This window comes from Pseudomonas sp. PVC-5-1, assembly GCF_057444345.1.
Genome location: NZ_CM172024.1, coordinates 4,668,851 through 4,694,430, shown reverse-complemented (window position 1 = coordinate 4,694,430; position 25,580 = coordinate 4,668,851). Strand labels below are relative to the sequence as shown.

The 25,580-nt window shown below is 63.4% G+C and carries 20 protein-coding genes; 5 read left to right on the top strand and 15 right to left on the bottom strand.

The genetic code is table 11. The features are described from left to right. Positions 1–85 precede the first annotated feature (85 nt). The 9 genes from AC2T3R_RS21450 to AC2T3R_RS21410 all read right to left on the bottom strand — a co-directional run bounded on the left by AC2T3R_RS21450 (position 86) and on the right by AC2T3R_RS21410 (position 16,107). A complete protein-coding gene (locus tag AC2T3R_RS21450; RefSeq protein WP_039612987.1) occupies positions 86–3,130 on the bottom strand; it encodes a multidrug efflux RND transporter permease subunit in 3,045 nt (1,014 codons plus the stop codon). 12 nt (positions 3,131–3,142) lie between these two features. After that, positions 3,143–4,291, bottom strand: coding sequence for an efflux RND transporter periplasmic adaptor subunit (locus AC2T3R_RS21445; RefSeq protein WP_015271689.1), 1,149 nt, complete (start codon positions 4,289–4,291; stop codon positions 3,143–3,145). A gap of 234 nt (positions 4,292–4,525) precedes the next feature. Continuing rightward, positions 4,526–5,623: a DUF1513 domain-containing protein gene (locus tag AC2T3R_RS21440; protein ID WP_486744234.1), complete on the bottom strand. Its 1,098-nt coding sequence runs from the start codon at positions 5,621–5,623 to the stop codon at positions 4,526–4,528. 2 nt (positions 5,624–5,625) lie between these two features. Beyond that, a complete protein-coding gene (locus AC2T3R_RS21435; protein WP_013974082.1) occupies positions 5,626–6,690 on the bottom strand; it encodes an imelysin family protein in 1,065 nt (354 codons plus the stop codon). A gap of 20 nt (positions 6,691–6,710) precedes the next feature. After that, positions 6,711–8,138: a di-heme oxidoreductase family protein gene (locus AC2T3R_RS21430; RefSeq protein ID WP_486744233.1), complete on the bottom strand. Its 1,428-nt coding sequence runs from the start codon at positions 8,136–8,138 to the stop codon at positions 6,711–6,713. Positions 8,139–8,548: 410 nt separating this feature from the next. Beyond that, the gene (locus tag AC2T3R_RS21425; protein WP_013974080.1) at positions 8,549–9,886 is read right to left on the bottom strand and encodes an imelysin family protein; all 1,338 of its coding nucleotides are present in this window, start codon (positions 9,884–9,886) and stop codon (positions 8,549–8,551) included. 157 nt (positions 9,887–10,043) lie between these two features. Further along, positions 10,044–12,098: a putative bifunctional diguanylate cyclase/phosphodiesterase gene (locus AC2T3R_RS21420; RefSeq protein WP_486744232.1), complete on the bottom strand. Its 2,055-nt coding sequence runs from the start codon at positions 12,096–12,098 to the stop codon at positions 10,044–10,046. 437 nt (positions 12,099–12,535) lie between these two features. After that, entirely contained in the window at positions 12,536–14,992 is a 2,457-nt protein-coding gene (locus tag AC2T3R_RS21415) for a membrane-bound PQQ-dependent dehydrogenase, glucose/quinate/shikimate family (RefSeq protein ID WP_486744231.1), read from the bottom strand. A gap of 212 nt (positions 14,993–15,204) precedes the next feature. Continuing rightward, complete coding sequence (locus AC2T3R_RS21410) at positions 15,205–16,107, bottom strand: GntR family transcriptional regulator (RefSeq protein ID WP_123085003.1); 903 nt, start codon at positions 16,105–16,107, stop codon at positions 15,205–15,207. Between the two features lie 93 nt (positions 16,108–16,200). Between AC2T3R_RS21410 and AC2T3R_RS21405 the strand changes: the two genes are divergently transcribed. After that, complete coding sequence (locus tag AC2T3R_RS21405) at positions 16,201–16,950, top strand: hydroxypyruvate isomerase family protein (RefSeq protein ID WP_247846527.1); 750 nt, start codon at positions 16,201–16,203, stop codon at positions 16,948–16,950. Between the two features lie 115 nt (positions 16,951–17,065). Here the strand turns inward: AC2T3R_RS21405 and AC2T3R_RS21400 are convergent, their stop codons facing one another. Beyond that, on the bottom strand, positions 17,066–17,662 hold the full coding sequence (locus AC2T3R_RS21400; protein WP_013974076.1) for a superoxide dismutase: 597 nt from the start codon (positions 17,660–17,662) through the stop codon (positions 17,066–17,068). Positions 17,663–17,971: 309 nt separating this feature from the next. Continuing rightward, entirely contained in the window at positions 17,972–18,571 is a 600-nt protein-coding gene (locus AC2T3R_RS21395) for a LysE/ArgO family amino acid transporter (protein ID WP_003258234.1), read from the bottom strand. 97 nt (positions 18,572–18,668) lie between these two features. Here AC2T3R_RS21395 and AC2T3R_RS21390 point away from each other — a divergent pair, with 97 nt between their 5' ends. The 3 genes from AC2T3R_RS21390 (at position 18,669) to AC2T3R_RS21380 (ending at position 21,557) form a co-directional block, all read left to right on the top strand. Next, a complete protein-coding gene (locus AC2T3R_RS21390) occupies positions 18,669–19,559 on the top strand; it encodes a LysR family transcriptional regulator ArgP (protein ID WP_486744230.1) in 891 nt (296 codons plus the stop codon). A 45-nt stretch (positions 19,560–19,604) separates the two neighbouring features. After that, a complete protein-coding gene (locus tag AC2T3R_RS21385; RefSeq protein WP_013974074.1) occupies positions 19,605–20,600 on the top strand; it encodes an NAD-dependent epimerase/dehydratase family protein in 996 nt (331 codons plus the stop codon). A gap of 87 nt (positions 20,601–20,687) precedes the next feature. Further along, positions 20,688–21,557: an ATPase gene (locus AC2T3R_RS21380; RefSeq protein ID WP_397460946.1), complete on the top strand. Its 870-nt coding sequence runs from the start codon at positions 20,688–20,690 to the stop codon at positions 21,555–21,557. 108 nt (positions 21,558–21,665) lie between these two features. On the opposite strand, the gene AC2T3R_RS21375 is transcribed toward AC2T3R_RS21380, so the two are convergent. Together AC2T3R_RS21375 and AC2T3R_RS21370 are read right to left on the bottom strand one after the other, a co-directional pair. Then, complete coding sequence (locus AC2T3R_RS21375) at positions 21,666–22,715, bottom strand: alkene reductase (RefSeq protein WP_013974072.1); 1,050 nt, start codon at positions 22,713–22,715, stop codon at positions 21,666–21,668. Positions 22,716–22,732: 17 nt separating this feature from the next. Then, positions 22,733–23,035, bottom strand: a complete 303-nt coding sequence (locus AC2T3R_RS21370) for an ArsR/SmtB family transcription factor (protein ID WP_486744229.1) — start codon at positions 23,033–23,035, stop codon at positions 22,733–22,735. A 150-nt stretch (positions 23,036–23,185) separates the two neighbouring features. Here AC2T3R_RS21370 and AC2T3R_RS21365 point away from each other — a divergent pair, with 150 nt between their 5' ends. Then, positions 23,186–23,770 (top strand): acyl carrier protein phosphodiesterase, encoded by a 585-nt coding sequence (locus AC2T3R_RS21365; protein WP_410951826.1) that lies wholly within the window; start codon positions 23,186–23,188, stop codon positions 23,768–23,770. Between the two features lie 122 nt (positions 23,771–23,892). Here the strand turns inward: AC2T3R_RS21365 and AC2T3R_RS21360 are convergent, their stop codons facing one another. Both AC2T3R_RS21360 and olsB read right to left on the bottom strand, forming a co-directional pair. Beyond that, positions 23,893–24,681, bottom strand: a complete 789-nt coding sequence (locus tag AC2T3R_RS21360; protein ID WP_410951825.1) for a lysophospholipid acyltransferase family protein — start codon at positions 24,679–24,681, stop codon at positions 23,893–23,895. Then, positions 24,681–25,436, bottom strand: coding sequence for an L-ornithine N(alpha)-acyltransferase (olsB, locus tag AC2T3R_RS21355; protein WP_015271672.1), 756 nt, complete (start codon positions 25,434–25,436; stop codon positions 24,681–24,683). The genes AC2T3R_RS21360 and olsB overlap by 1 nt, the downstream gene beginning before the upstream one ends. Positions 25,437–25,580 lie beyond the last annotated feature (144 nt).

Here is a 25,580-nt window from a genome sequence, read left to right as displayed (position 1 = left end):
GGCTTGCCCGCTCCCACAGGTATGGCACCGGTCCTGAAACTGGTGCCGCACGTGTGGGAGCGGGCGAGCCCGCGAAGAGGCCTGTTCAGGCAACCGATGTTTCCCTGGCAACCGCCTTGTGCGCCAGCAGGGTGTAGATACAAGGCAACACGAACAGGGTAAACAGCGTGCCGATCGACATCCCGGTGGCAATCACCGTACCGATGTCAAAGCGGCTGACTGCCCCCGCACCAGTCGCCAGGATCAGCGGTACCATGCCAAAAACCATCGCCGCCGTGGTCATCAGCACCGGCCGCAGGCGAATCGCCGCGGCTTCCTCGATCGCTTCGCGCACACTCATGCCGCGCTCCTCACGTAACTGGTTGGCGAACTCGACAATCAGGATGCCGTGCTTGCTGATCAGCCCAATCAGTGTCACCAGCCCGACCTGGGTGTAGATGTTCATGCTCGATACGCCAAGGAACAGTGGCAGCAGCGCGCCACAGATCGACAACGGCACCGTCACCAGTATTACCAGTGGGTCGCGGAAGCTTTCGAACTGCGCCGCCAGCACCAGGAAGATGATCGCCAATGCCAGGCCGAAGGTCACCCACAGCGCGCTGCCTTCCTGGACGTACTGGCGCGCCACGCCGGCATAGTCGAAGGCGAAACCTTCCGGAGCCTCCTCGCGGGCGATGCCCTGTACGGTCTGCAGCGCCTCGCCCAGGCTGACCATGGGCACGCCCTGGATGATCGCCGAGTTCAGCTGCTGGAACTGGTTGAGCTGGCGCGGGCGGGCGCGGTCGGTAAGGGTGATCAGGGTGGATAGCGGCAGCAGTTGGCCCTGGTCGTTCTTCACGTAGTAGTTGTTCAGCCAGCCGGGGTTGTCGCGGTAAGGCCGCTCGACCTGGGCAATCACCTTGTAGCTGCGGCCTTCGAGGGTGAAGCGGTTGATTTCCGCCTCGCCCAGCAATGTCGCCAAGGTGCTGCCCAAGGTGTCCATCGACACCCCCATCTGCGCCGCCTTGGCCCGGTCGATATCCACCACCACCTCGGGCTTGTCGAAGGCCAGGTCGATGTCGAGGAAGGCGAACTTGCCGGATTCCTGGGCGCGGGCCTTGATGCGCTGGGCCACATCCAGCAGTGCCGGGTAGTCGCCAGCGCTGTTGATCACGAACTGGAATGGCAGGCCCTCGCCGGTGCCGGGCAGCGACGGCAGGTTGAAGCCGAAGATCTGCAGGCCACTGATTTCTTCGAGCTTGCTCTGCACCAGCGGCAGCAGCTCCATCTGCGTGCGCTCGCGCTCGTTCCAGGGCTTGAGCAGGAAGCCGCCGATGCCGGTCTGCACGCCATTGAAACCGTTGATCTGGAACGACGAGTAATACTCCGGGAAAGCCTTGAACAGCGGGGTGAATTCGTCGGTATAGGCGTTGAGGTAATCAAGGTTGGCCGGCTGCGGCGAACTGCTCATCATGAAAATCACCCCCTGGTCTTCGTTGGGCGCCAGTTCGTTCTGGGTGAACTTCAGCAGTACCGGAATCAGGCACAGAATGATCACGGCAAACACCAGCACGACGGGCCGGCTGTCGAGGGTGGTGTGCAGCAGGCGCTGGTAGCGCACCTTCAGGCGTTCGAACAGCACGTCCAGGCGGTGGGCAAGGCCGCTGGGGTTCTGTTCCTGACGCAGCAGCAGCGCGCACATCATCGGTGACAGGGTGAGGGCAACGATGCCGGATATGATCACCGCACCCGCCAGGGTCAGGGCAAATTCCTTGAACAATGCGCCGGTCAGCCCGGTGAGGAAGCCGATCGGTGCATACACCGCCGCCAGGGTGATGGTCATCGACACCACCGGCATGGCGATTTCGCGGGCGCCCTCGAGGGCGGCGTCGAACGGCGACTTGCCTTCTTCCATGTGCCGGTGGATGTTCTCCACCACGACGATCGCGTCGTCCACCACCAGCCCGATGGCCAGCACCATGGCCAGCAGGGTCAGCAGATTGAGCGAATAGCCCATCATCTGCATGAAGAACAGCACGCCGATCATCGACAGCGGAATGGTCACCACCGGAATCAGCACCGAACGCAGGGCACCGAGGAACAGGAACACCACCACGATGACGATCAGTACAGCTTCGCCGAGGGTCTTGATCACTTCGTCGATGGAGGCCTGGATGAAAAGCGTGGCGTCATAGGCGATCGATACCTTCAGCGCCGAGGGCAGCTGGCTTTCCAGCTCGGGCATGATGCGCCGCACTTCCTTGATGACGTCCAGCGGGTTGGCGGCTGGTGTGGCCTTGATGCCGATGTACACCGATGGGGTGCCGTCGAACGAGCTGACCGTATCGTAGTTTTCCGCCCCCATCTCGACCCGCGCCACATCGCCAAGCAGCACGCGGCTGTCGCCACTGGTCTTGACCGGCAGGGCGGCGAACGCCTCGGCCGACTTCAGCTCGGTGCTGGCGTTGATGCTGGTGACCACGTATTCACCCTTCACCTCGCCGGCCGCGGAAAGGAAGTTGTAGCGGCGCACGGCATTGGTCACGTCGATGGCAGACAGGCCATAGCCCGCCAGTTTCACCGGGTCGATCCAGATGCGCATGGCGAACACCTGGTTGCCGAGGATTTCCGCTTCGGCCATGCCCGGCAGGGTCGCCAGCTTGGGCTGGATCACCCGCGACAGGTAGTCGGTGATTTGCGGGTTGCTCATCTCTTTGCTGTAGAAACTGATGTACATAAGCGCCGAAGCATCGGCGGCTTCCTTGCTCAGTACCGGGTCTTCGGAGTCCTGGGGCAGCTTGTTGCGCACTTCGTTGGCCTTGGCCAGCAGTTCGGTGAACAACCGGTCGCTGTCGGCGCCGATGCGGGCGTAGATGGAAATGATCGAGAAGTTCTGTCTGCTCACCGAGGTCATGTAGTCGATACCTTCGGCGCTGGCCAGGCTTTGCTGCAGCGGCTGGGTGATATAGCCCTGGATGGTCTCGGCGTTGGCGCCGGGGTAGGCGGTGGTTACCGTGATCAGGGCATTTTCCATTTGCGGGTACTGGCGGATCTGCAGCTTGTTCCAGGCCTGGAAGCCCAGCAGCAGGATCAGCAGGCTCACCACGCTGGCCAGCACCGGGCGGCGGATGAACGGGTCGGTGAACGCCATGCCAGCCTCCTGTCAGTCCTTGCCCGGCGTGCCCTGTGCGGGCTTGAGGGCTTTGTCCTGGCCGATGCGGATCGCGGCGCCGGGGGTGAGCTTCAGTTGGCCGGCGGTGACCACCTGTTCCCCGGCCTGCAGGCCCTTGCTGACCACCACCACGCCGTCACGGCGCTCGCCGGTCTGCACCGCGCGCTGCTCGGCGGTGAGCTGCGGCTGGCCCTTGTCGTCGTTTAGTGGCTTGCCGTCCTTGTCCTTTTTCGGCGTTGCGACATACACCGAGTTGCCATACAGGGTGTAGGTGATGGCGCTTTCCGGCACCACCACTTGTGGCTGCGGGTTGGGTAACAGGATCAGCAGGCTGGCGAACATGCCCGGCAGCAGCTTGCTGTCCGGGTTGGCCATGGTTGCGCGCACCAGCAGGTTGCGCGTGGTTTCCTCGACCTTGGGGTTGATGGCGCTGAGGCTGGCGGGGAAGGTCTGGCCCGGGTAGGCGGCCACCTGCACCAGCACCTGCTGGCCCAGGCTGAGGTGCGGCAGGGCCTGTTCCGGTACGTTGAAGTCGACGTAGAGGCTGGATGTGTCCTGCAGGGTGGCGATCACCGTGCCGGCGGCCAGATAGTCGCCGACGTCCACTTGGCGAATGCCGATGGTGCCGCTGAACGGAGCGCTGATGCTCTTCTTGGTCTTCGATGCCTTGAGCTGGTCGACCACCGCCTGATTGCGCCGGTACTGGGCGGTGAGGCGGTCGAATTCGCCGCGGGAGATGGCCGAGTCGCCGACCAGCTGGCTGCCACGGCCGAAATCTACCTTGGCCAGGCCCAGGTCGGCCTGGGCGGTGCCGAGCAGGGCGGTTTCCTGGTCGTCGTTGAGTTGCAGCAACAGTTGCCCGGCCTTGACCTGCTGGCCTGAGTCGAAATGCAGGGCCTTGACGATGCCTTCCACTTCCAGGCTCAGCTCAACGCCCTGTAGCGCCTTGAGGCTGCCGACAGCGGGCAGGCGCTCTTGCCACGGGCGCTGTTCGGCCAAGGCGGCCGCCACGGTGATGGGCGGCTTGGGGGCAGTGAACATCTGGATCTGCTGGTAGATCGAAAAGGCTTTGTAGCCCCCCAGGGCCAGCACGATCAGCAGAACCACGGCCAACATGATCAGCATGCGGCGGCGCAGCATAGGTCCGGTTCCTTGGATGCGGTTGTTATTCGCTTAGACACGACAACGGGCGATCCTGCCCACGTGTGGATGGGGGAAGTATTGACTGTTTTTGGAGGGAAGGGGAGCGGAATACCTGGGCCGGCCCCTTCGCGGCTAAAGCCGCTCCCACAGGGACCGCGCAGTCAGTGGGTTGCGCGGCCCCCTGTGGGAGCGGCTTTAGCCGCGAAGAGGCCGATGAAGGCAGCAGAAAAATCAGACCAGATGCAGGTGGTTGTCCCAGAAACCGGACGGCAGGTTCATCGGTTGCCCGACCAGCTCGGCCTTGCGGCAATCATAGAACCGGCAGCGGCCCTGCCCGGAGGTGACGACAAAGCCGTCCTGTACCGCGCCCACCCCCGCGCAATCGGGCATTGGCGCATCCAGCCGCACCGCGCCGCTGTCCAGGTCCCAGACGAACAGGCGGTTGGCCCGTGGCGCGGTCAGCGCGACCAGCCGCAGCTCGCTGTGGATAGCCACGCTGGCGGTGTACTGAGCCATGGCCTGCAACTGCCGCTCCGGTACCGGGAAGGCCTTGAACGGCTCGCCAGGGCGCTTGATCGCCAGCAATTCGGCGGTTTCATCGGCATCGCCCATGAACTGCTGGCAGGCGGCGATGGTGCCATCGCTGCACACCGCCAGGTGGCGCACGCTGTTCATCTGCTGGGCCAGGGTTTCCTTGCTCAGCAGGGTGCCGTCGCGCTGCATCAGCACCAGGCTCGGTTCCATGGCGTCGAGGTTCATCTCCACCCGGCTTTCGGCTTCGGTGCGGATACCGCCGTTGGCCACGATCAGCGTTTCGCCGTCCGGCAGCCAGGCCACTTCGTGCGGGCCGATGCCGTGGGTCGGAATCTCCCCGCTGTGCACCAGGCGCTCGCCTTCGAAGCGGTACACGCCGAGTACGCCACGCCCCGGGTCGGTGGTGTCGTTCTCGGTGGCATACAGCCATTCGCCACCCTTGTGGATGACCGCGTGGCCGTAGAAGTGCCGGTTCGGCTGCGAGGTGACGGTTTGCAGCAGGCGCCCGTCGCGCAGGTCGACCAGGTAGCTTTCGGTGCCGGGACGGCGGGCGACGAACAGGGCGATCGGCAGGTCCGGGTGATGGATGATGGCATGGCAACGTTGGGCGACCTGGGTGCTGAACACCTGGGTGCCGTCCAGGCGGAACCCGACCGCATAGTGCTTGCCGTCGCCGTCGTCACGCGCCGACAGCAGCAGGGGCTCGCTGCCTTTGTTGCGGAACAGGCTCCAGCCGCCCAGGGTGAGGGCGCTGAGCAATACGCTACCGAGTTTGAGGGCCTGGCGTCGCAGCATGATCAGTCACCGTCGTTGGCATTGAAGCCCAGCTGGATGTTCAACGCCTTGGCCAGCTCGCCTTCGTGCAGGCGGTGGACGGCGTTGAGGCTGTCGTAGATCTGGTTCAGGGTTTGCTGGCCAGCGTCGTCGGCCAGCAGCTCGCCCAAGGTTTTCTGGTTGTCGGCCAGCAGCTTGAGCGAGGCAGCGTAGGCGGCGTCGATCTTGTCTGCCAGGGCTTTCTGATCGCTGGACAGCAAGCCGCGCAGGCCTTGGTTGTCGACCCCGACCCAGACCGCTTCGGCGGCCTTGAGGCTGGCCTCCAGGCTCTTGAGCGAGCTGTGGCTGCGCCAGGCTTCGGCCTGCAGTGGCTGTGGAATGCCCTTGCTCTGGCGGCCCATCGGCGCACCGAGCTTTTTCTTCAGGCTGTCCAGGGCGGTGACCTGGGCGCGCAGCAGGTCGGCGATGGCCTCGTGGGAGTCGGCGTAGCGCTGGTTGGGGAACTTGGTCATCTGCGAGAGCATGCCGTCGGTGCTGTTCCAGCCCTTGAGGATCTCTTCTGCCAGGGTTTTCTGGTGTTCACCGATGGCCACCAGCAACGGGCAGTAGCGGGCTTTCTGCTCGGCAGTGGCGATGTCCGGCTTGCTGTCGAACAGAATGTATTCGTAGGCCGACAGGCCACGCACCACCACGCTGGCCTTGCCCAAGGCCGCGGCATCGACCGGCTGGTCTGCGTTGACCAGCTGCTCGACCTGGCGGCCGACCAGGTTCTTCTTGTCGGGCCAGAACTGTACCTGCCAGGCGCGGTTGCCTTCGGCCAGCGGGCCGACCAGCAGCGGTTGCAGCTCGGCCCAGGCCTTTTGCGCGTTGAGGAAGTCGGCACGGGCCTTGTCCAGGGTTTCCTTGCCTTCGCAGTAGGCCAGGGCGCTGGCGGCCAGCGTGCGGTCGGCTTCGACCCAGCGGCTGTAGGTGGGCAGGATCACCTGCTTGGCGATGGCAGCGGAGGTCACGGCTTGCGGGTCCTGCGGCGAGCAGGCGCCGAGGGCGAGTGCGGCGAGGCTGGTGAACAACAGTTTGGGTCGGAACATGCCCGGCTCCTTTGCGCTTTTTAAAGTGAGTTCAGGAAAGCCAGCAACGCGGCACGCTGCTCGGCATTGAAAGTGAGTACGAAATTGCGTGCCGACTCGGCCTCGCCACCGTGCCAGAGCACGGCCTCGAGCAGGTTGCGGGCGCGGCCGTCGTGCAGGAACTGGCTGTGGCCACTGACCGTTTCGCTCAGGCCGATGCCCCACAGTGGCGGGGTGCGCCAGTCCTGGCCGTTGGCGGCGAATTCGGTGCGCTCGTCGGCCAGGCCCGGGCCCATGTCATGCAACAGCAGGTCGCTGTAAGGGCGGATCAACTGGTTGGCCAGCTCCGGCTCGGCGGCATTGGCGGCTGTGGTGAACTGCGGTGTATGGCAGCCCTGGCAGCCGGCCTGGTAGAACAGGTTCTTGCCCGCCAGCACCTGCGGCGAGCCAACATCGCGGCGGGCCGGCACGGCCAGGTTGCGGGTGTAGAAAGTGACCAGGCGCAGGATATTATCGCTGACTTCCTTCTCGCCATCGGCACCGTCGCCGTTGGGCGCGGCCAGGCAGTCGGCCTGCGCCGGGGTACAGTCGTCGTTGGGCTGCAGGGTGGTGGTCAGGCCCATGTCGCCGGCAAAGGCATGCACGTTCTGCTGGTTGACGTTGGGCTGCCCGGCCTTCCAGCCGAAGCGGCCGACCACGGTTTTGCCCTGGGCGTCATCCCACACCCGGTTGGCCCGGCCGCGGATGCCGTCGCGGTTGCGGTCGTCGGGATCCTCGTTGGCCAGCAGGTCGGCTTCGGGGATGGCTTCGAGCAGGCCCAAGCCGATCATCGGCGGCGCCACCCGCGCCGAAAAGCGCGTGTCGGGGTGCATCACGCCATAGCCGAGCTGGGTGATCTGCAGGGCCGGCTTGCGCAGCTCGACCTGGTGGCCATCCTCGAACGACACCGTTTCGCTGGTGTAGCTCACCCGCACCTTGCCTTCCGGCGTCACGCCGGGGATGGCCATGTCCTGCAGCTGGGTGCCATAGACCGGCTCCGGCACCACGCCGAGGCGTTCGACCACCTTGGCCAGGTAGGGCTGGTCGGGGATCGACAGGCGTACCAGCATCGATACGGCGTTGCTGTCGCCCGGCTCTGGCGGGTGGCCGCGGCCGTCGCGCACGTGGCAGTTCTGGCAGGCATTGGTATTGAACAGCGGCCCCAGGCCGTCACGGGCGGTGGTAGTGGACGGGGCGATCACCCAGGGGTTGCGGAAGAAACTGTTGCCTACGGCGAAATCCAGGCGCCGCTCGGGCGAGAGGTTGGCCGAGGGCAGGGAATAGGCATTGCGGTCAGTGCGCTGCACGGTGGCTTTGCCGCCCGACAACGCTTCGCCGGGCTCGGCCTGGGTGAAACGCGGGGCGTCATCGCAGGCGGCAAGGGCAAAGGCCAGCAGCAGGGGGGAGAGTCGGGACAGCGACAAGGACATCGAAAATCCTGGGCGTGAGCGAAAAACCGGCGTGCAAGCTTAGCAGGGTGAGGGAGTTTGAATAAGAGCAATTTGCAATTGCTGGATGAAATCGGTGTCAGTTGGCCATGGTTTGTGGTTGCCTGGTTGGGCCCTATCGCCGGCAAGCCAGCTCCCACAGGTACCCCACAGCCTCTGAGCCCAGTGGGGAACCTGTGGGAGCAATTTGCAATTGCTGGATGAAATCGGTGTCAGTTGGCCATGGTTTGTGGTTGCCTGGTTGGGCCCTATCGCCGGCAAGCCAGCTCCCACAGGTACCCCACAGCCTCTGAGCCCAGTTGGGAACCTGTGGGAGCTGGCTTGCCGGCGATAGGGCCGGAAGCAAAAAAGGCGACCCGAAGGCCGCCTCTTTCAGAACCGCTACAGCAGGATCAGAACTCGTGATCCGCGGTATCCGGGTTCAGGTTGGCAATGCCCAGCTTGCCCGCGGCCTGCTCGATCGCACCGGTCTGCTTGACCAGGGAGGCGATGGCGTCACGCACGATCTGGTTGCCGGCTGCGTTGTCGGCAGCGATCAGCTGGTCGTAGTGCTCGCCCTTGAGCGCGTGGTCGACGATCACCTGGATCTTGGCTTCGGTGGCTTCCAGGTCGGCCTTGAGGGTGGCGTCGGCAGCCGGGTCTACCTTGGCCACCAGCGACGACAGGCTCGGGCCGGTCACCTTGCTGCCGTCCGGGCGGGTGTACTCGCCCAGGTAGACGTTGCGGATGCCCTTGGCATCGTAGAAGTGCGAGTAGTGGGTGTTGTCGCTGAAGCAGTCGTGCTCGTCTTCCGGCGAGTTGGCCTCCAGCGAAACCTTCATGCGCTCGCCAGCCAGTTCGCCCAGCGACAGGCTGCCCATGCCGAACAGCATCTTGCGCAGGCCGTCGTTGACCGACTCGGCTTCCAGCTTGGCGCGGTAGTTGTCGGCAACGTTCGGTGCCCAGTTGCCGACCATCTCTTCGAGGTCCTTGACCAGCAGGTCGGTGACCGCTTTCAGGTAGGCACGGCGGCGGTCGTTGTGGCCACCGGTGGCGCCTTTGCCTTCCAGGTAGTCCGACGCCGGACGGTTGCCCGCGCCCGGGCCGGTGCCGTTCAGGTCCTGGCCCCAGAGCAGGAACTCGATGGCGTGGTAGCCGGTGGCGACGTTGGCTTCAGAGCCGCCCAGTTCGTTCAGGCTGGCCAGCTTCTCGGGGGTGATGTCCTTGACGTCGATCTTCTCTTCGCCCACCTGGATCTCGGTGTTGGCGATGATGTTGGCGTTGGCCGCCGGGTTGCCCAGGGCGTGCTCATAGCTCTTGTCGACGTAGTCGATCAGGCCTTCGTCCAGCGGCCAGGCGTTCACCTGGCCTTCCCAGTCGTCGATGATGGTGTTGCCGAAGCGGAATACTTCGCTCTGCAGGTACGGTACGCGCGAGGCGACCCAGGCTTCCCTGGCTGCTTTCAGAGTTTCGTCGTTCGGCTTGGCCAGGAACGCGTCGACTGCGGTCTGCAGGGTCTTGGCGGTGCTCAGCGAGTCGCTGTACACGGCGTAGACCAGCTCAGCGTAATGCTTGACCACGGCTTTGCCGGCGGCTTCGTCGACAGCCCCGGGCGCTGCAGCGGTGGTGCTGGCGGCAGCAGGTGCCTGGGCTTGCGGCGCGGCGGCCTTGTCGTCCTTGCCTTCACCGCAACCGGCGAGAGCGATGGCAATGGCCAGCAGACTGGCGGAGGCCAGAGGCATTCGAATCATTATTGGTTTCCTGCGTCGTGTGGTTGGACCAAGGGGTGGACGGTGCGCCGTGGCACGCGAAACGACAACATCATGCGAAAGATTTGCATTTGCTGTAAAGGGGGCGGGCATGCAATTCGTGTAAATGCCGGTCACGGGCTGTAATCGGGCAGGCGGCTCAGAACATCGAAACCTGGTTTCGCTGTGCCTGCTTGAGGAAGTTGGTCAGCTCACGGGCCGACAGCGGCTTGCTGTAGTGGTAGCCCTGGCCCTCGTGGCAGCCCTGGGCGACGATGTAGGTTTCCTGTTCGGCGGTTTCCACGCCTTCGGCGATTACCTGCATCCCCAGGCTCTTGCCCAGCTGGATGATGGCGCGGACGATGGTGGCGTCGTCATCGTCGTCCAGCAGGTCCTGGACGAAGCTCTTGTCGATCTTGATCTTGTCCAGCGGCAGCGATTTCAGGTAGCTGAGCGACGAGTAGCCGGTGCCGAAGTCGTCGATGGCAATCAGTGCTCCGGAGCGGCGCAGGCTCAGCAGGTGCTGGGCAGCGGTGCTGATGTCTTCCATCAGGCCGGTCTCGGTGACTTCCAGCTCCAGGCTGCGTGGTGGCAGGCGGTAAGCCTGCAGCAGGTTGTTGACCACCCGCGGCAGCTCGTTGTGGTGCAGCTGCACGGTGGACAGGTTGACCGCCATGCGCAGGTCGCTGAAGCCCATGTCGTGCCATTCGCGCAATTGCCGGCAGGCCTGGTCGAGCACCCATTCGCCGATGCCGATGATGCTGCCATTCTGTTCGGCCAGGGGGATGAACTGGTCCGGGGGCACCATGCCCAGCTCCGGATGTTGCCAGCGCAGCAGTGCTTCGACACCGACCACGCGGTGGTCGCGGTAGCTGATCTGTGGCTGATACACCAGGTACAGCTGGTTGCGTGGCAGGGCTTCGCGCAGGTCCTTTTCCAGTTCGCGACGGCGGCGCATCTCGCTGTCGACGCTGGCGATGTAGAACTGGTAGCGGTTGCGCGAACGGGCCTTGGCCAAGGTCATGGTCTGTTCGGCTTTCTGCAGCAGCTTCTCGGTGCTGTCGCCGTCTTCCGGGAACAGGGTGATGCCGATGGTGGCGCGCAGGCGGATCTGCTGGTGGTGGTCGAGGTCGAACGGCACTTCCAGGTCGTCGAGGATACTCTGCGCCAGTTCGGCGGCCTCGTAGGGCTGCTCGATATTGGCCTGCACCAGGGCGAACTGGTCACCACCCAGGCGTGCCAGGGCGCCCAGTCGGCCGCTGTGGGCGCGCAGGCGGTCGGCCAGGGCCAGCAGCAACTGGTCGCCGACCTGGTAGCTGAACTGCTCGTTGATGCCCTTGAAGTCGTCCAGGCCTACGCATAACACCGCCACGCGGTGTTGCAGGCGGCCACCGTCGACGAGGATCTTGTCCAGTTGCTGCTGCAGTTGCTGACGGTTGGGCAGGCCGGTGAGGAAGTCATACTGGGCCATGCGTTGCAGGCTGTTTTCCGCCTCGTGACGCAGGTGGGTGTTGCGCTCGATCGAGGCCAGCAGCTGGTTGGCGGTATTTACCCACAGGCCCAGCTCGTTCTTCTCGTGGCCCTTGAGCAGCGGCAGCTGGTGCTGGCTTGGGCGGTCGGGGTTGATCTGGGTGAGGTGCTCGATGATCTTCGACAGCGGTTTGGTCAGCAGCCAGTGGTAGACCAGGTACAGTACCAGGCCCATGGCCAGGGCCCGCAGCACACCGGAGATGAAGATGATCACAGCGTTGATCAGGAAGTCTTCGCCGTAGGACGAGGTGTCGAGGGTGATGCTCAGGTCGCCGTAATATTCGCTGTAGGGGCCGCGGCCGACCAGTTGCGTGCTGTAGGTACGTTCCTGGCCGAGGATCAGGTCGGTCAGCCAGCGCATGGACATGTCCTGCAGCGGGCGGGACTTTTCTGCGAGCATGGTTTCGTTGGGGTGGCCAATGGAGGCCATGCGTACCGATTCGTCCTGGAACAGGCCTTCCATCACCTGCATGCCCATTTCGCGGTCGAGGCTATATACCGCCTGGGTCGAGGGGTCGCGGAACATGTCGAGGATGCGTTGGGCATCGCTGTTCACGGCTTGGCGGATCTTGTAGGTGTCGTAGACGATTTGCGCACAGCTGAGCACGACACCGACCGCTAGCGCCGACAGCAGCACGACCCTGAGCAACTTGACCGACAAGCTGTTCCGCAATTCCAGCTTCAATGGGGGTTTCCTTAATCCATGCGCATGGCATCATTTTGCCATCAACGATGACGATACACTATCGGCCGACCATCAGAAGTGTATCGGTTGCCTGACCCCGCAACTTGAATGCGCCGTGACAATCTTCCAGAGGTTTGATGTTAGCGTGGTATGCGGGCTGAGCAAGCGTTTTGCGGGTGGGGCGTGGATGAAAACCGTGTCGACCGCTTCGCGGGCAAGCCCGCCCCCTCAGGCATGGCACATTCCTCCAAATAGAGTAGCGCCTGTGGGGCGGGTCTGATTTGCACGCCGCTGGAGAAGCGGACGGGTCCCTGCGATGAACGGCAACTACCACCCGACGGCGCACGGCGCGCCATCGGCTGTCGATGATTGGTTGAATGCGGGTATGGCGGCGCCTGGCCTTCAGTGCCGACCAGCGCCTTTAGGCAGCGCGCGCGCTATTTTTCCGGCAGCGCCCAGGCAATGATGCTGTCACCCAGCTTGGTCGGAATCCGGTCATGCCCGCCAACCACGGCAACCACGTACTGGCGTCCTTGGCTGATGTAGGTGAGGGGCGAAGCCTGATTGCCGGCCGGTAGGCGCTCTTCCCACAGCAATTCACCACTTTCGCTGTTGTAGGCGCGCATGAAACGGTCGATGGCAGCGCCAATGAAGGTCACGCCTCCTGCTGTAGCTACGCCAGTGGCGTCGCTCGGAGTGCCGATTTCGAAGCGCAGTTTCGAGGGGATGCCCAAGGGCCCACTGTCATAGCCGGTGCCGAACGGGCGGCTCCAGCGCACTTCACGTGTGCGCAGGTCGATAGCGGAGATGAACCCCCAGGGTGGTGCGATGCACGGCTGTTCCAGCGCTGACATCCATGGGTCCTTGATTGCCCCGAACGGCAGACCGGCCTGGACGCGGAACCCCTGGTTATTGCCCGGCGACTCCTGGAACGACTTGGCATTGATCGCATCGAGCTGTTCGCGTGGAACCAGCCCCTGCATGTACGGCAACCGCTGGTTATTGATGATCAGCAGGCCTCGCTGCAGGTCCACCATCACTCCGCCCCAGTTCAGGCCGCCGTGATGGCCGGGAAAGATCAGGCTTTGCTGGCCGACTACCGGCGGTGTAAAGATCCCTTCGTAACGCGCCTGGCGAAACTCGATGCGGCATTGCAACTGATCGAACGGCGTCAGGCCCCAGGCGTCGGCTTCGTTCAGCACTTCCGGTCTTTTCGATGGGCGGCCCATGGTGCTCGGCATGCTTGGTGACAGCGGCTGCGTCGCCGCGGTGTAGTCTCCAGGGGCAGTACCCTGCGGGACGGCAGCCTGCACCACGTCGACCAGCGGTGCGCCGGTGGCGCGGTCGAGGACGAACAACTGGCCCGATTTGGTCGCTTGAATGACGGCCGGGCGTGGGCCGCTGCTCGTGGGGAAATCGATCAGCGCCGGCTGTGGGCTCAGGTCGTAGTCCCAGAGGTCGTGATGGACGGTCTGGAAATGCCATTTGACCTTGCCGGTGAGCGCATCCAGGGCCACCAGTGAAGAGCTGAACTTGTCTTCCTGTTCGGTACGGGTACCGCCATAGAAGTCGCCTGCAGCATTGCCGGTGGTGATGTAGACCAGCCCCAGTTCGTCGTCGGCGGAAATCGGCGCCCATGAGTTGGGCGTGCTGAGCGTATAGGTTTCATCGGCGTCGGCAGGCGCAGTGCTGTCGGGGCGACCGAGGTCCCAGGCCCACTTCTGTTTGCCGCTGACTGCGTCGTAGGCGCGAACCACACCTGATGGCGCTGGGCGCACATCCGAATCAAGCACGCGGCCACCGGTAATGACCACACCGCGGATTACCAGTGGTGCAGAAGTGATGCCGGTGGAGCCTTTGCGGAACGTGCCCAGGCCGTCCTTGAGGTCGGCAAAGCCTGCCGTGCCGAAATCTGGGCAGGCCTGCCCGGTGAGCGCATCAACTGCACCCAGGCGGATGTCGTTGGTGCCCCAGATGATGCGTTTGGCGCATAGGCCACTGGCATTGGGTACTTCGTAGTACGAGACACCACGGCAATAGGCACCACCGTTGGCGAAATAGTCCGGGTCGACTTTCGAGTCGTAGCGCCAGTTCTCTTTGCCGGTAGTGGCGCTCAACGAAATGATGATTTGCTTGGGCGTGCAGGTATACAGCGAGTCGCCAACCTTGATTGGCGTGGCCTCGTTCAGATACTTGGTTTTTTCGCCAGGCTGTTTCACATCGCCATGATGATACTCCCAGGCCTTGACCAGGCCGGAAACGTTGCTTGGGGTAATCTGCGCCGCAGCGGAATAGTGGTTGCCGAGGTTGGAGCCGGCATAGGCGGTCCAGCTGGTCTTGTCGTGGGACGCGGCGACATTGGCGTCCGGTGAGGTCACGGTACTGCGGCTGAAGGGTTGCTGTGTATGCGCGGTGATAGCGGGCGAGTCGGCCAGTTGAACGGTGTTGGGGAAGAACAGCGGTGTCAGGATGGTGGCCGCCATCAGCAGCGGCAGCCCCCCCATGATGCTGAAATACAGTGCCTTGTTGACTTTGGCAAAGTCGCGCCGGACAAGAGGCCAGAAGGCCAGGAAGATCACACTGAGAAGTACCAGCCATGCCAGACGTGGGATATAGGCCCAGCCGTTGTAGCCGGATTCCCAGATTGCCCAGCCGTAGGTGGCCAGGGATGCTGCACCGTAGAGATAGATGCCGAGCGACTTCTTCAGGCCCATGAGTGCGGCTGACAGCAGCAATGCGGTACCCATCATTGCGTAGTAAGGCGAGCCGCCGGCACTGACCAGCGTGCTTCCCTGACAGGCCAGCGTCAGGCCAAGCAGGGCCAGCAGAATCGTGTACACCCCGAACAGCAGGCTGGAGACCCCCGTCCCGTTAGCCAACGTTCCTTGTTTCATTGCAATCATCCCTGTGTGATTCGGTGCCACAGTGCGTCCGAGCGGCGCGCATAATTGCTTATTCTTACAATGAAATACAATAAGTGGCGCGAAATTTACTTCTGGCGCTGAATCTCAGGGCGGTTTTGTATCTTGCGTAAAAAGAAGGCAATGTCTAAGCTGCCTTCCCTGATCTGAACGCGCGGGTAATGAAAGGTAGGCGGGGGAAGGGGTTACGCCTGCTGGCTTTCCAGCAAGGCATCCTGACGGGTCTTGAGCCGGCCGACTTCGTCCAGATGTTTCCAGAGAAACTGAGCGGCTTCTTCACGCCGACCGGACTCGATCAAGTCGAGCAGGTGCAGGTGCTCCAGGCATTGCGTCATCAGGCGACTGCGGTCGACGTTGGCTTTGTAGCTCATGAAGCGTCTGAGCTGGTTTTGCCGACGTATGGCATCTATGAAGAATAGATTGCCCGAGCACTGCACGATCATTTCGTGAAACTGGGCGCCAATTTCGAACAGTTGGGCACGTGACAGCTGGTGAATTTCGCCGTCGAGCATGGCCTGCTGTTGCTCCCGGGCTTTGGCAAATGCGGCCTGGTTGACCTTGTAGCCTGGTTCGCGCAGTGCGGCCGGCTCGATGGCCATGCGGAAGCGGTAGCTCTGGATGTGGGTCTGGGCGTTGTGTACGAATTCGTTAAGGCTCCAGCCTTGCCCGGGCTTGCGCTCGACCATGGCTTCGCTTGCCAGCCGGTTGAGGACCTTGAGCAGTTGCCCGCGGGGCACGGAGTAGCGTCGCAGTAATTGGGCCTCAAAGAATTCGGCAGGGATTTCTCCGCTGAGGATGTCGTCCACCACGCGCAGGTAGAAGTCTTCGAATGGGTCGCAGGTGGGCGGTACAGTGGTTTCCTGGATCTGCCCGGCGTCCTGTTTCAGAAAGTAGCCGCGATTGGGCTCCTGCACCGCGATGTTCCACTCGGCGAGCAGGGCAAATACCCTGCGAATGGGGGAGCGGGAGACATCGAAGGCTTGAGCGAAGGTCTGCTCGCGCAATGGCTCGCCGGCCTTCATCGACCGGGCGCGGATCATCTCGATGACGCGAGGGGCCAACTGCAGGGCGAGATCTTTCTTTATCACAGGCTGTATTCCGAATGGTTATCTTCAGTCGATCCAGCAGATTCGGGTCGGACTGGGGACAGGAAAATACCACACACGGATGGATCTATACGTATGCTCAAATTCAATGCTCATCTCGGCTTCCAGTTCAATGAACTGCCTTTTCTGCAGCGTATCGAAGCCGCTGCCGCCGCCGGATTTCGCGCGGTGGAATTCCCGTCACCCTATGAATTCGACGCGAGTTTGTTGGCTGATCAACTGGCGCAATATGCGTTGCCATTGGTCCAGTTTGCCGCGCCGGCCGGCGTTTCCAAGGGCATTGCTGCTGTGGCGGGCAAGGAGCTCGAATTCCGTGACGGGTTACGCCAGGCCGTCAGCTATGCCCGCGCACTGGCGTGTGCGGATGTGCACCTGATGTCTGGGGTAACCCACGAGGATGGCGCCGACAAGGTGTATGCGAGCAATCTGGACTATGCCGTGAAGTATTTTGAGGACCAGGGGCTGCGGCCATTGATCGAGGTGATCTGCACGCAGGCAATGCCGGGGTATTACATGTCCGATTTCGGCAAGGCGCAGCAGGTACTGGAGGCGCATCCCGGTATGGGGCTGATCCTTGATCTTTATCATGCACAGTTGCTGACTGGAAATGCTGCCGATGTGTTGGCGCAGTTCTTTGAGCGGACGGTGCATGTGCAGGTAGCCGACTGTCCGGGGCGGCATCAGCCGGGAACGGGACAGATGGATGTTGCGGGGTTGTTGGCGGCGCTGGAGCAGCGCGGGTATGCGGGGTGGGTTGGATGTGAGTATCGGCCTACGGGTGCCACCGTAGATAGCCTTGGCTGGCTTGATCGGTACGCTTCCTGAAAACAGGGCGTTCTGGCCCCTCGCATGCCCAGAAAAATCCGATACCAGGGGACTGGCATCGGATTTTCGAAGAGCCCCGGCGTGGCGCCGGGGTTCTGTCTCAAGGCTGGATGACTCAGGCCTTGAAGGTCTTGCCTTCGAACTGTTCGGCAACGAAGGCCCAGTTGACCAGGTTCCAGAACGCCTCGACGTACTTCGGACGCAGGTTGCGGTAGTCGATGTAGTAGGCGTGTTCCCAGACGTCGCAGGTCAGCAGCGGGGTGTCGCCGCTGGTCAGCGGGCAGCCGGCGCCGATGGTGCTGGCCAGGGCCAGGGAACCGTCAGCCTTCTTCACCAGCCAGCCCCAGCCGGAACCGAAGGTGCCAACCGAAGTCTTGGTGAACTCTTCCTTGAACTTGTCGAAGGAACCGAAAGCGGCGTTGATGGCGTCAGCCAGGGCACCGGTCGGCTGGCCACCGGCGTTTGGTGCCAGGCAGTTCCAGTAGAAGGTGTGGTTCCAGACTTGAGCGGCGTTGTTGAAGATGCCGCCCGAAGAGCTCTTGACGATCTCTTCCAGGGTCTTGCCTTCGAATTCGGTGCCTGGGACCAGGTTGTTCAGGTTCACGACATAGGTGTTGTGGTGTTTGTCGTGGTGATACTCCAGGGTTTCCTTGGAGATGTGCGGCTGCAGGGCATCGTGGGCGTACGGCAGCGGCGGCAATTCAAAAGCCATGGTGGATCTCCTGATTCAGGTCTGTTTGCGGTTTGCGCAAGGCCGATCACGGGCGGCCCGATGAGCGTCGGCGAGTTTGTACTCTTTGCGACGCAAGGGCTGGATCATAGCACCGGGCCCGGCGCATAACCACGCAACAAAGATAGGGAATAGAGGTTCCAGAGCGGTTGGGCTGTGCCGACCAGTGGCGTCAGCTATTGCCTGCAAGGGCCTCATCGCCGGCAAGCCAGCTCCCACAGGGATATCACCGCCCTCAGGCCTGGTGTCATCTCTGTGGGAGCTGGCTTGCCGGCGATAGGGCCCTTGATGTCAGTTGAAGATCAACTGCGCCGCCACCGCGAACATCATCACCGCCACCATCAGGTCGAGCATGCGCCAGGTCGCCGGCCGGGCCAGCCACGGTGCCAGCCAGGCCGCACCGATCGCCAAGGTCGAGAACCACAGCAGCGAGGCGCTGGCAGCGCCGGCCACGTAGGCGCCAGGCGCAGCCTGCTGGGCGCCCAGCGAGCCGATCAGCAGCACCGTGTCGAGGTACACGTGCGGGTTCAGCAGGGTCACCGCCAGGGCACTGAGCAACACCGCGCGGCGTGAGCGCGCACCCTGGCCTTGCTGGTGCTGCAGGCTCTGCCTGGAGCAGGCGCTGCGCAAAGCCTTGGCGCCGTACCAGATCAGGAACACCGCGCCGCCCCAGCGGGCGATCGCCAGCAAGGTCGGGTTGTGCGCCAGCACGGTGGCCAGGCCGAACACTCCGGCAGCCACCAGGATGGCGTCACAGACGATGCACAGTGCCGCCACCGGCAAATGATGCTCGCGGCGCAAGCTCTGGGCGAGGACGAAAGCGTTCTGTGCACCGATGGCCATGATCAGGCCGAAGGCCACGAGCATGCCGTTGAGATAGCTTTGCCACATGGCGCGCTCTCCAAAGCGTCTAAAAGATGCTGGCCATTGTGATGAACCACGCTGTATAAGAAAAACAAATAGAGCTGATCCGTCATTAGGAAAATCGATGTTCGACTACAAGCTGCTGGCCGCCCTCGCCGCCGTGATCGAGCAGGGTGGTTTCGAACGCGCGGCGCAGGTGCTGGGCTTATCGCAGTCGGCCATTTCCCAGCGCATCAAGCTGCTCGAGGCGCGGGTCGGTCAGCCGGTGCTGGTGCGTGCCACACCGCCAAGCCCGACCGAAGTCGGCCGCCAGTTGCTCAACCATGTGCAGCAGGTGCGCCTGCTCGAACGCGACCTGCAGCGCCAGGTGCCGGCACTGGACGAGGAGGGCATGCCGGAGCGCCTGCGCATTGCTCTCAATGCCGACAGCCTGGCCACCTGGTGGGCCGGGGCAGTGGGCACTTTCTGCGCGCAGCAGAATGTGCTGACCGACCTGGTGGTGGAAGACCAGGAAGTGGGTCTGAAGCGTATGCGTGCGGGCGAAGTTGCGGCCTGCCTGTGTGGCAGCGAGCGGCCGGTGGCCGGCGCGCGCAGCCTGCCGCTGGGCGCCATGCGCTACCGGGCGCTGGCCAGCCCCGGGTTCATGGCGCGGCATTTTCCGCAGGGCTTCGCTGCCAGCCGCCTGGCCCGTACCCCGGCGATCGTTTACGGCCCGGACGACTTCCTGCAACACCGCTACCTGGCATCGCTGGGCATCGAGGATGGCTTCCTGCACCACTTGTGCCCGTCGTCCGAAGGCTTCCTGCGCATGACCGAAGCTGGCCTGGGCTGGGGCCTGGTGCCTGAACTGCAGGCCCGCGAGCAACTGGCCAGCGGCCGGCTGGTGGAAATCTGCAGCGATACCCCCATCGATGTGCCGCTGTACTGGCATCATTGGCGCAATGGCGGGCAACTGCTCGCGCAACTGACCGACCACCTGCGGCACACCGCACGGCAATGGCTGGTGCCCTTGTAGCCACGGCTGGCGTCAGTTGCATCTGAAATCTAGACGGAGTCTTACATGCGAATTCTGGTCACCGGCGCGAGTGGCTTCATTGGCGGGCGCTTTGCGCGCTTTGCCCTGGAGCAGGGCCTGGACGTGCGGGTCAGCGGCCGTCGAGCCGAAGGGGTCGAGCACCTGGTCAAGCGCGGCGCCCAGTTCATCCCCGGCGACCTGGGGGATGCCGAGCTGGCCCGCCGCCTGTGCCAGGGCGTCGAGGCGGTAGTGCACTGCGCCGGCGCAGTGGGCAACTGGGGGCGCTACCAGGACTTCTATCAAGGCAATGTGGTGGTCACTGAAAACGTGGTCGAGGGCTGCTTGAAGGAGCACGTACGGCGGCTGGTACACCTGTCGTCGCCGTCGATCTACTTCAATGGCCGCTCGCGCCTGGAAATCCGTGAAGACCAGGTGCCGCGCCGCTTCCACGACCACTACGGGCAGACCAAGTACATGGCCGAGCAGAAAGTGTTCGGTGCCCAGGAGTTCGGCCTCGAGGTGCTGGCGCTGCGCCCACGCTTCGTCACCGGCGCTGGCGATGCCAGTATCTTCCCGCGGCTGATGCAGATGCAGCGCAAGGGGCGCGTGGCGATCATCGGCAATGGCCTGAACAAAGTCGATTTCACCAGCGTGCACAATCTTAACGAAGCGCTGCTCAGTGCCCTGTTCGCCGATGACCGGGCGCTGGGCCAAGCCTATAACATCAGCAACGGCCAGCCGCTGCCGCTGTGGGATGTGGTCAACTACGTGATGCGCCAGATGCAGCTGCCGCAGGTTACCCGTTACCGTTCCTACGGCCTGGCCTACAGCCTGGCCGCGCTGAACGAGGCGGCCTGCATGTTGTGGCCGGGACGCCCGCAACCGACCCTGTCGCGCCTGGGGATGCAGGTGATGAGCCGCGATTTCACCCTGGATATCAGCCGCGCCCGACAGTACCTGGACTACCAGCCCAAGGTCAGCCTGTGGACGGCATTGGATGAATTCTGTGCCTGGTGGAAGCACCAGCCGCCGGGGCAGTAAAGCCGGCCGGCCGACAATGGTCATCAACGCGCCGCGCTGGCGGTTTATACTCGTGCCTCTTTGCGACTACCGCGGTTGAATGTATCCATGCGTAACCATGCTCACGATGACTACGATGACGTGCCTAGCCTGCGGGCGGGCACCCATGACGATGACGAACTGATGCCGGCGCACGTGGTGCGCAGCCGCCAGAAGGCCGCTCGCGGTGCCAGCACGGCGCCGCTGTGGGCATTGCTCGGGGCCTCGTTCATCGCCTTGGCGGGCCTTGGCTGGTGGAGCTTCCAGCAGATCTCGCTGATGGAGCAGCAACTGGTGGCGACCCAGGAAAGCTTCGCTCGCATCAGCGAAGAGGCTGCCGGGCGCCTGCAGGCGATCAGCGGCAAGGTGGCGGCCAGCGAATCCGGCGCGACTACCAACAGCGAGGCGTTGAAGCTGCAGTTGCGCCAGTTGCAGAAGGGTGTGGCCGGGCAGACCGGCGACCTGGGCAAGCGCCTGGAGCAGGTACTGGCTGATACCCGTGAACAGCAGAAGGTCGTGACCCAACTGCAAACCCAGTTGCAGGCGCAGTTGAAGGCGGTGAATGGCGAGCTGGCCGCGTTGCGCTCGGGCCAGGTCGATGGTGGCAAGCTGGATACCCAGTTCAAGGGCCTGAACGAACAGGTTGCTGCGCTGAAGGCCGCACAGGTGGATGGCGCCAAGCTGGATGCGCAGCTCAAGAGCCTGGGCAGCGAGGTTGCTGCGCTGAAGAAGCAGGGTAACCCGAGCGCGGCCATCCAGGACCTGGAGCAGGACATCCTGGTGCTCAAGAGCCAGATCGACAACCGCCCGGCCGCGGCGGCGTCCAGTGGTGCTTCGGTGCAGGAATTCGACGCCTTCCGGGCGCAGACGACACGCAACCTGAATACCTTGCAGAGCCAGATCCAGAACCTGCAGCAGCAGATCAATGCCCGGCCGTGAGATCATCTGGGCCTTCTTCGCGGGCACGCCCGCTCCCACAGGGTCAGCACAATCTTCAAGCTTGTCGCTGTACTTGTGGGAGCGGGCGTGCCCGCGAATGGCCTTGAATCACAACCGCGGATAGTCGATGTACCCCACCGGCCCCTTGCCATAGAAAGTCTCTGGCCGCGCCTCGTTCAACGGCGCATCCGCCGCCAGCCGCGCCGGCAGGTCAGGGTTGGCGATGAACGGCACGCCAAACGCCACGGCGTCGGCCTTGCCATTGGCCAGGGCTGCATTGGCACTGGCCTTGTCAAAGCGCTCGTTGACGATGTACGGGCCGCCGAACGCTTCCTTGATCAGCGGGCCGATACTGTCATCGGCTTCCTTTTCCCGCGAGCAGATGAAGGCAATACCACGCTTGCCCAGCTCACGGGCCACGTAGGTAAAGGTTTCGGCACGGTCGGCATCGCCCATGTCATGGGCATCGGCCCGCGGCGCCAGGTGCACGCCCACGCGGTTTGCGCCCCACACCTCAATGGCCGCATCGGTCACTTCCAGCAGCAGCCGCGCACGGTTTTCCAGTGAACCGCCGTAGCGGTCGGTGCGCTGGTTGGTGCTGCTCTGCAGGAACTGGTCGAGCAGGTAGCCGTTGGCGCCGTGGATTTCCACGCCATCGAAACCGGCAGCCTTGGCATTCTCGGCACCGCTGCGGTAGGCCTCGACGATGTCGATGATTTCTTCGGTTTCCAGCGCACGTGGGGTGGGGTAGTCACTGAGCGGGCGCACCAGGCTTACATGGCCTTTGGGCTGGATCGCGCTGGGGGCCACCGGCAGCTCGCCGTTCAGGTAGCTGGGGTGGGAGATGCGGCCAACATGCCACAGCTGCAGGAAGATGCGCCCGCCGGCGGCATGCACGGCCTTGGTCACGTTGTTCCAGCCACGCACCTGTTCGTCGTTCCAGATACCAGGGGTATCCGGGTAGCCGACGCCCATGGCGCTGACCGAGGTCGCCTCGCTGAGGATCAGCCCGGCGCTGGCGCGCTGCACGTAATACTCGGCCATCAGCGCGTTGGGCACGCGGCCTTCGTCGGCCCGGCAGCGGGTGAGCGGGGCCATGATGATGCGGTTGGGCAGTTGCAGGTCGCCCAGGGTGATCGGATCGAAAAGCGTGGTCATTACGGTTACCTGCCTGTTCAGAGTGCTTGGCGCAGTTGTTCGAGAAACGCCTGGATGGTGGCTTCGTTGCGTTTGAAGAAATGCCATTGGCCGATCTTCTGGCTGCTGATCAGCCCGGCGCGCTGCAAGGTGCCCAGGTGGGCGGAGACGGTCGACTGCGACAGGCCGCAGCGTTGGTCGATCTGCCCGGCACACACACCGTTCTCGGTGCTGTGGTACTGATCGGGGAATTGCGTTGCCGGGTCCTTCAGCCAGCTGAGGATTTCTCGCCTGACCGGGTGGGCCAGCGCTTTTATGATTTCGTCGAGATCGAGAGGCATGGGTTGAGGCTCGTTGTAGCGGTATATCGCGATAGGACGAAATGTAAATCGTGTTTTCCCGATATACAAATATGAAGAGGTTCTGAGCTGAGCACGAATCGCTATATCGCGTTATAACGATATATGGGCCGGCGGTGCTAGACTGCGCTCATGAACTACCTCGCACACCTGCACCTTGGCGGCCCGGCGCCGCAACAACTGCTTGGCAGCCTGTATGGCGACTTCGTCAAAGGCTCGCTGGAAGGGCGCTTCCCGCCAGCGCTGGAGGCGGCCATCCGGCTGCACCGGCATATCGATAGCTACACCGACCAGCACCCGTTGGTGTTGGCGGCTCTTGCGCGTTTTCCGCGGGAGCGGCGGCGCTTTGCCGGCATCGTTCTGGATGTGTTTTTCGACCATTGCCTGGCCCGGCATTGGCAGGATTATGCCGAGCAGCCGCTGGAGCAGTTCACCGGGGACTTTTATCGGGTATTGCTTGCGGAGGCCGAGTTGCCGGGGCGGCTGGCGCGGATAGCGCCGTTCATGGCGGCGGATGACTGGCTGGGGGCGTATGGCGATTTTGCCACGCTGGAGCAGGTGTTCAACGGTATTGCGCGGCGCTTGTCGAGGCCGGAGGGCATGGTTGGGGTGATGGGGGAGCTGGAGCGGCTGTATGAGCCATTGCTGGCGGACTTCAGGGAGTTTTATCCACAGTTGCAGGCGTTTGCAGCGGCTGGCCGGTTGTCTGGCAGTTAGTCCTGCGCAGGCCTCTTCGCGGGCTTGCCCGCTCCCACAGGTTGGCGCAGTTCTCAAGATATGCGCGGTCCCTGTGGGAGCAGGCAAGCCCGCGAAGAGGCCGGTACTGGCAGTGCAAGAGTTCAGGCAGCCCGCGCCTGCCGCCGTGGCGCCAGCTCAACTTCCTCAACCCCGAACAACGCCAGGTGAATCGCCTGCTGCGCCTGCAACGCCAGCACCGCTCGCTCCTTGCCCACGCTGCCGATCGGCTGCAGCAGGTGAATGCATACCTCGCCCCGCGGCAGGGCAAACAGGCGCATCAGGTGCGACACCAGGTCATCGTCACCAATAAACGGTGCAATCGGGTCGATCTGGCCATCGCGCAGGTACTGGATGGCGACCGGCTGCACCGCCACGCCACGGTCGATGGCACCTGCCAGCAGGCGACCATGGAAGGTGCGCAGGGTACGGCCACTGGTGGTGGTGCCCTCCGGGAAGATCAGTAGCGGCCGGGAAAGACCCAGTTGCCTGGCGATCTGCTCACGCAGGCGCTGGCTGTCGCCCCCGCCACGGCGGATGAACAAGGTGCCGGCCTTTTCCGCCAGCCAGCCGGCCACCGGCCAGTGCCGCACTTCGGCCTTGGACAGGAACGACAGCGGCAGCAGCATGCCAAGCAACGGGATATCGGTCCAGGACACGTGGTTGCTGACCCACAGCATTGGCCGGTGGGGCAGCTCTCCGATCACCCGCACATCGAAGGGCAGGGCCGCGACCAGGCGCTTCATGAACAGGCAGGTCCAGCGCTGGCGGCGCTCGATGGGCGTCTTGAACCCCAGGCGTTCGCCCAGGGCGATCACGCTGGCCATCAGCATGCCCAGCAGCAGTACCAGCAGCAGTCGAGTCAGGCGGGCCATTACCCGCAGCTTCGGCATCAGACCGCTGCCTTGAAGTGGCGGGCGTAGCGTGGGCACAGTTCGTCGCGCTTGAGCAGGATGAACACGTCGGCCACCTGGAAGTCTTCGTCCCAGCACGGCTCGCCGCAGATCTTCGCGCCCAGGCGCATGTACGCCTTGAGCAGCGGTGGCATCTCGGCGATGACGTTGTTCGGCAGTGCCAGGTTGGGCAATGGGTTCTTCGGCTCGGCGCGCAGGTGCTCGGTGCACAGGTAGCGGTCACGCAGGCGCTGCATCACCGCATGGGCCTGTACCCCGCCATCCTGCATGGGGATGCTGGCGCAGCCCATCAGGTAGCTGTAGCGGCCTTCGTTGAGCACTTCGGCCAGTTCGCCCCAGAGCACGGCGATGGTGCCGCCGTTGCGGTAGTCGGGAGCTACGCAGGTTCGGCCCAGCTCCAGGATCGGGCCCTGCAGCTGCAACAGGCCATGCAGGCTGAATTCTTCTTCGCTATAGAAGCGGCCCAGGCTGCTGGCGGCCTGATGGTCGAGCAGGCGGGTGGTGGCAACCAGCTCGCCGGTGCTCAGGTCGCGTACGCCAATGTGGCGGCAGTGCACGTCGTAGTCGTCCATGTCCAGGCCTTGCTCGGCTCCTTTGAGCTTGGCCTTGAATTCGGCGCTGAACACTTTGTAGCGCAGGGCCTGGGCTTCCTGCAGGGCCGCGGCGCCAACCAGGCGTTCGGCTTGCAGACGGCGTTCGGTGCTGTTGTCGCCAGCGTGAGCGATCCGAGTCATTACGAGTCTCCATAAGCCAGCCATGAAGGGTTGCGGCCGGTCGGCTTTGTTGTGCAAAGTCAGCCTAGGTAGATGGGGTGTCACCCCTGTGAATCTTTGGTGATGCTTGCGTGACACCCCCTGAGCCACAACTGAAAGCCCTTC

Excerpts from the sequence above, each read along its gene's own strand:
- AC2T3R_RS21450 (WP_039612987.1), bottom strand. The coding sequence starts at position 3,130 with ATGGCGTTCACCGACCCGTTCATCCGCCGCCCGGTGCTGGCCAGCGTG.
- AC2T3R_RS21445 (WP_015271689.1), bottom strand. The coding sequence starts at position 4,291 with ATGCTGCGCCGCCGCATGCTGATCATGTTGGCCGTGGTTCTGCTGATC.
- AC2T3R_RS21440 (WP_486744234.1), bottom strand. The coding sequence starts at position 5,623 with ATGCTGCGACGCCAGGCCCTCAAACTCGGTAGCGTATTGCTCAGCGCC.
- AC2T3R_RS21435 (WP_013974082.1), bottom strand. The coding sequence starts at position 6,690 with ATGTTCCGACCCAAACTGTTGTTCACCAGCCTCGCCGCACTCGCCCTC.
- AC2T3R_RS21430 (WP_486744233.1), bottom strand. The coding sequence starts at position 8,138 with ATGTCCTTGTCGCTGTCCCGACTCTCCCCCCTGCTGCTGGCCTTTGCC.
- AC2T3R_RS21425 (WP_013974080.1), bottom strand. The coding sequence starts at position 9,886 with ATGATTCGAATGCCTCTGGCCTCCGCCAGTCTGCTGGCCATTGCCATC.
- AC2T3R_RS21415 (WP_486744231.1), bottom strand. The coding sequence starts at position 14,992 with ATGAAACAAGGAACGTTGGCTAACGGGACGGGGGTCTCCAGCCTGCTG.
- AC2T3R_RS21405 (WP_247846527.1), top strand. The coding sequence starts at position 16,201 with ATGCTCAAATTCAATGCTCATCTCGGCTTCCAGTTCAATGAACTGCCT.
- AC2T3R_RS21400 (WP_013974076.1), bottom strand. The coding sequence starts at position 17,662 with ATGGCTTTTGAATTGCCGCCGCTGCCGTACGCCCACGATGCCCTGCAG.
- AC2T3R_RS21395 (WP_003258234.1), bottom strand. The coding sequence starts at position 18,571 with ATGTGGCAAAGCTATCTCAACGGCATGCTCGTGGCCTTCGGCCTGATC.
- AC2T3R_RS21390 (WP_486744230.1), top strand. The coding sequence starts at position 18,669 with ATGTTCGACTACAAGCTGCTGGCCGCCCTCGCCGCCGTGATCGAGCAG.
- AC2T3R_RS21385 (WP_013974074.1), top strand. The coding sequence starts at position 19,605 with ATGCGAATTCTGGTCACCGGCGCGAGTGGCTTCATTGGCGGGCGCTTT.
- AC2T3R_RS21380 (WP_397460946.1), top strand. The coding sequence starts at position 20,688 with ATGCGTAACCATGCTCACGATGACTACGATGACGTGCCTAGCCTGCGG.
- AC2T3R_RS21375 (WP_013974072.1), bottom strand. The coding sequence starts at position 22,715 with ATGACCACGCTTTTCGATCCGATCACCCTGGGCGACCTGCAACTGCCC.
- AC2T3R_RS21370 (WP_486744229.1), bottom strand. The coding sequence starts at position 23,035 with ATGCCTCTCGATCTCGACGAAATCATAAAAGCGCTGGCCCACCCGGTC.
- AC2T3R_RS21365 (WP_410951826.1), top strand. The coding sequence starts at position 23,186 with ATGAACTACCTCGCACACCTGCACCTTGGCGGCCCGGCGCCGCAACAA.
- AC2T3R_RS21360 (WP_410951825.1), bottom strand. The coding sequence starts at position 24,681 with ATGCCGAAGCTGCGGGTAATGGCCCGCCTGACTCGACTGCTGCTGGTA.
- olsB (WP_015271672.1), bottom strand. The coding sequence starts at position 25,436 with ATGACTCGGATCGCTCACGCTGGCGACAACAGCACCGAACGCCGTCTG.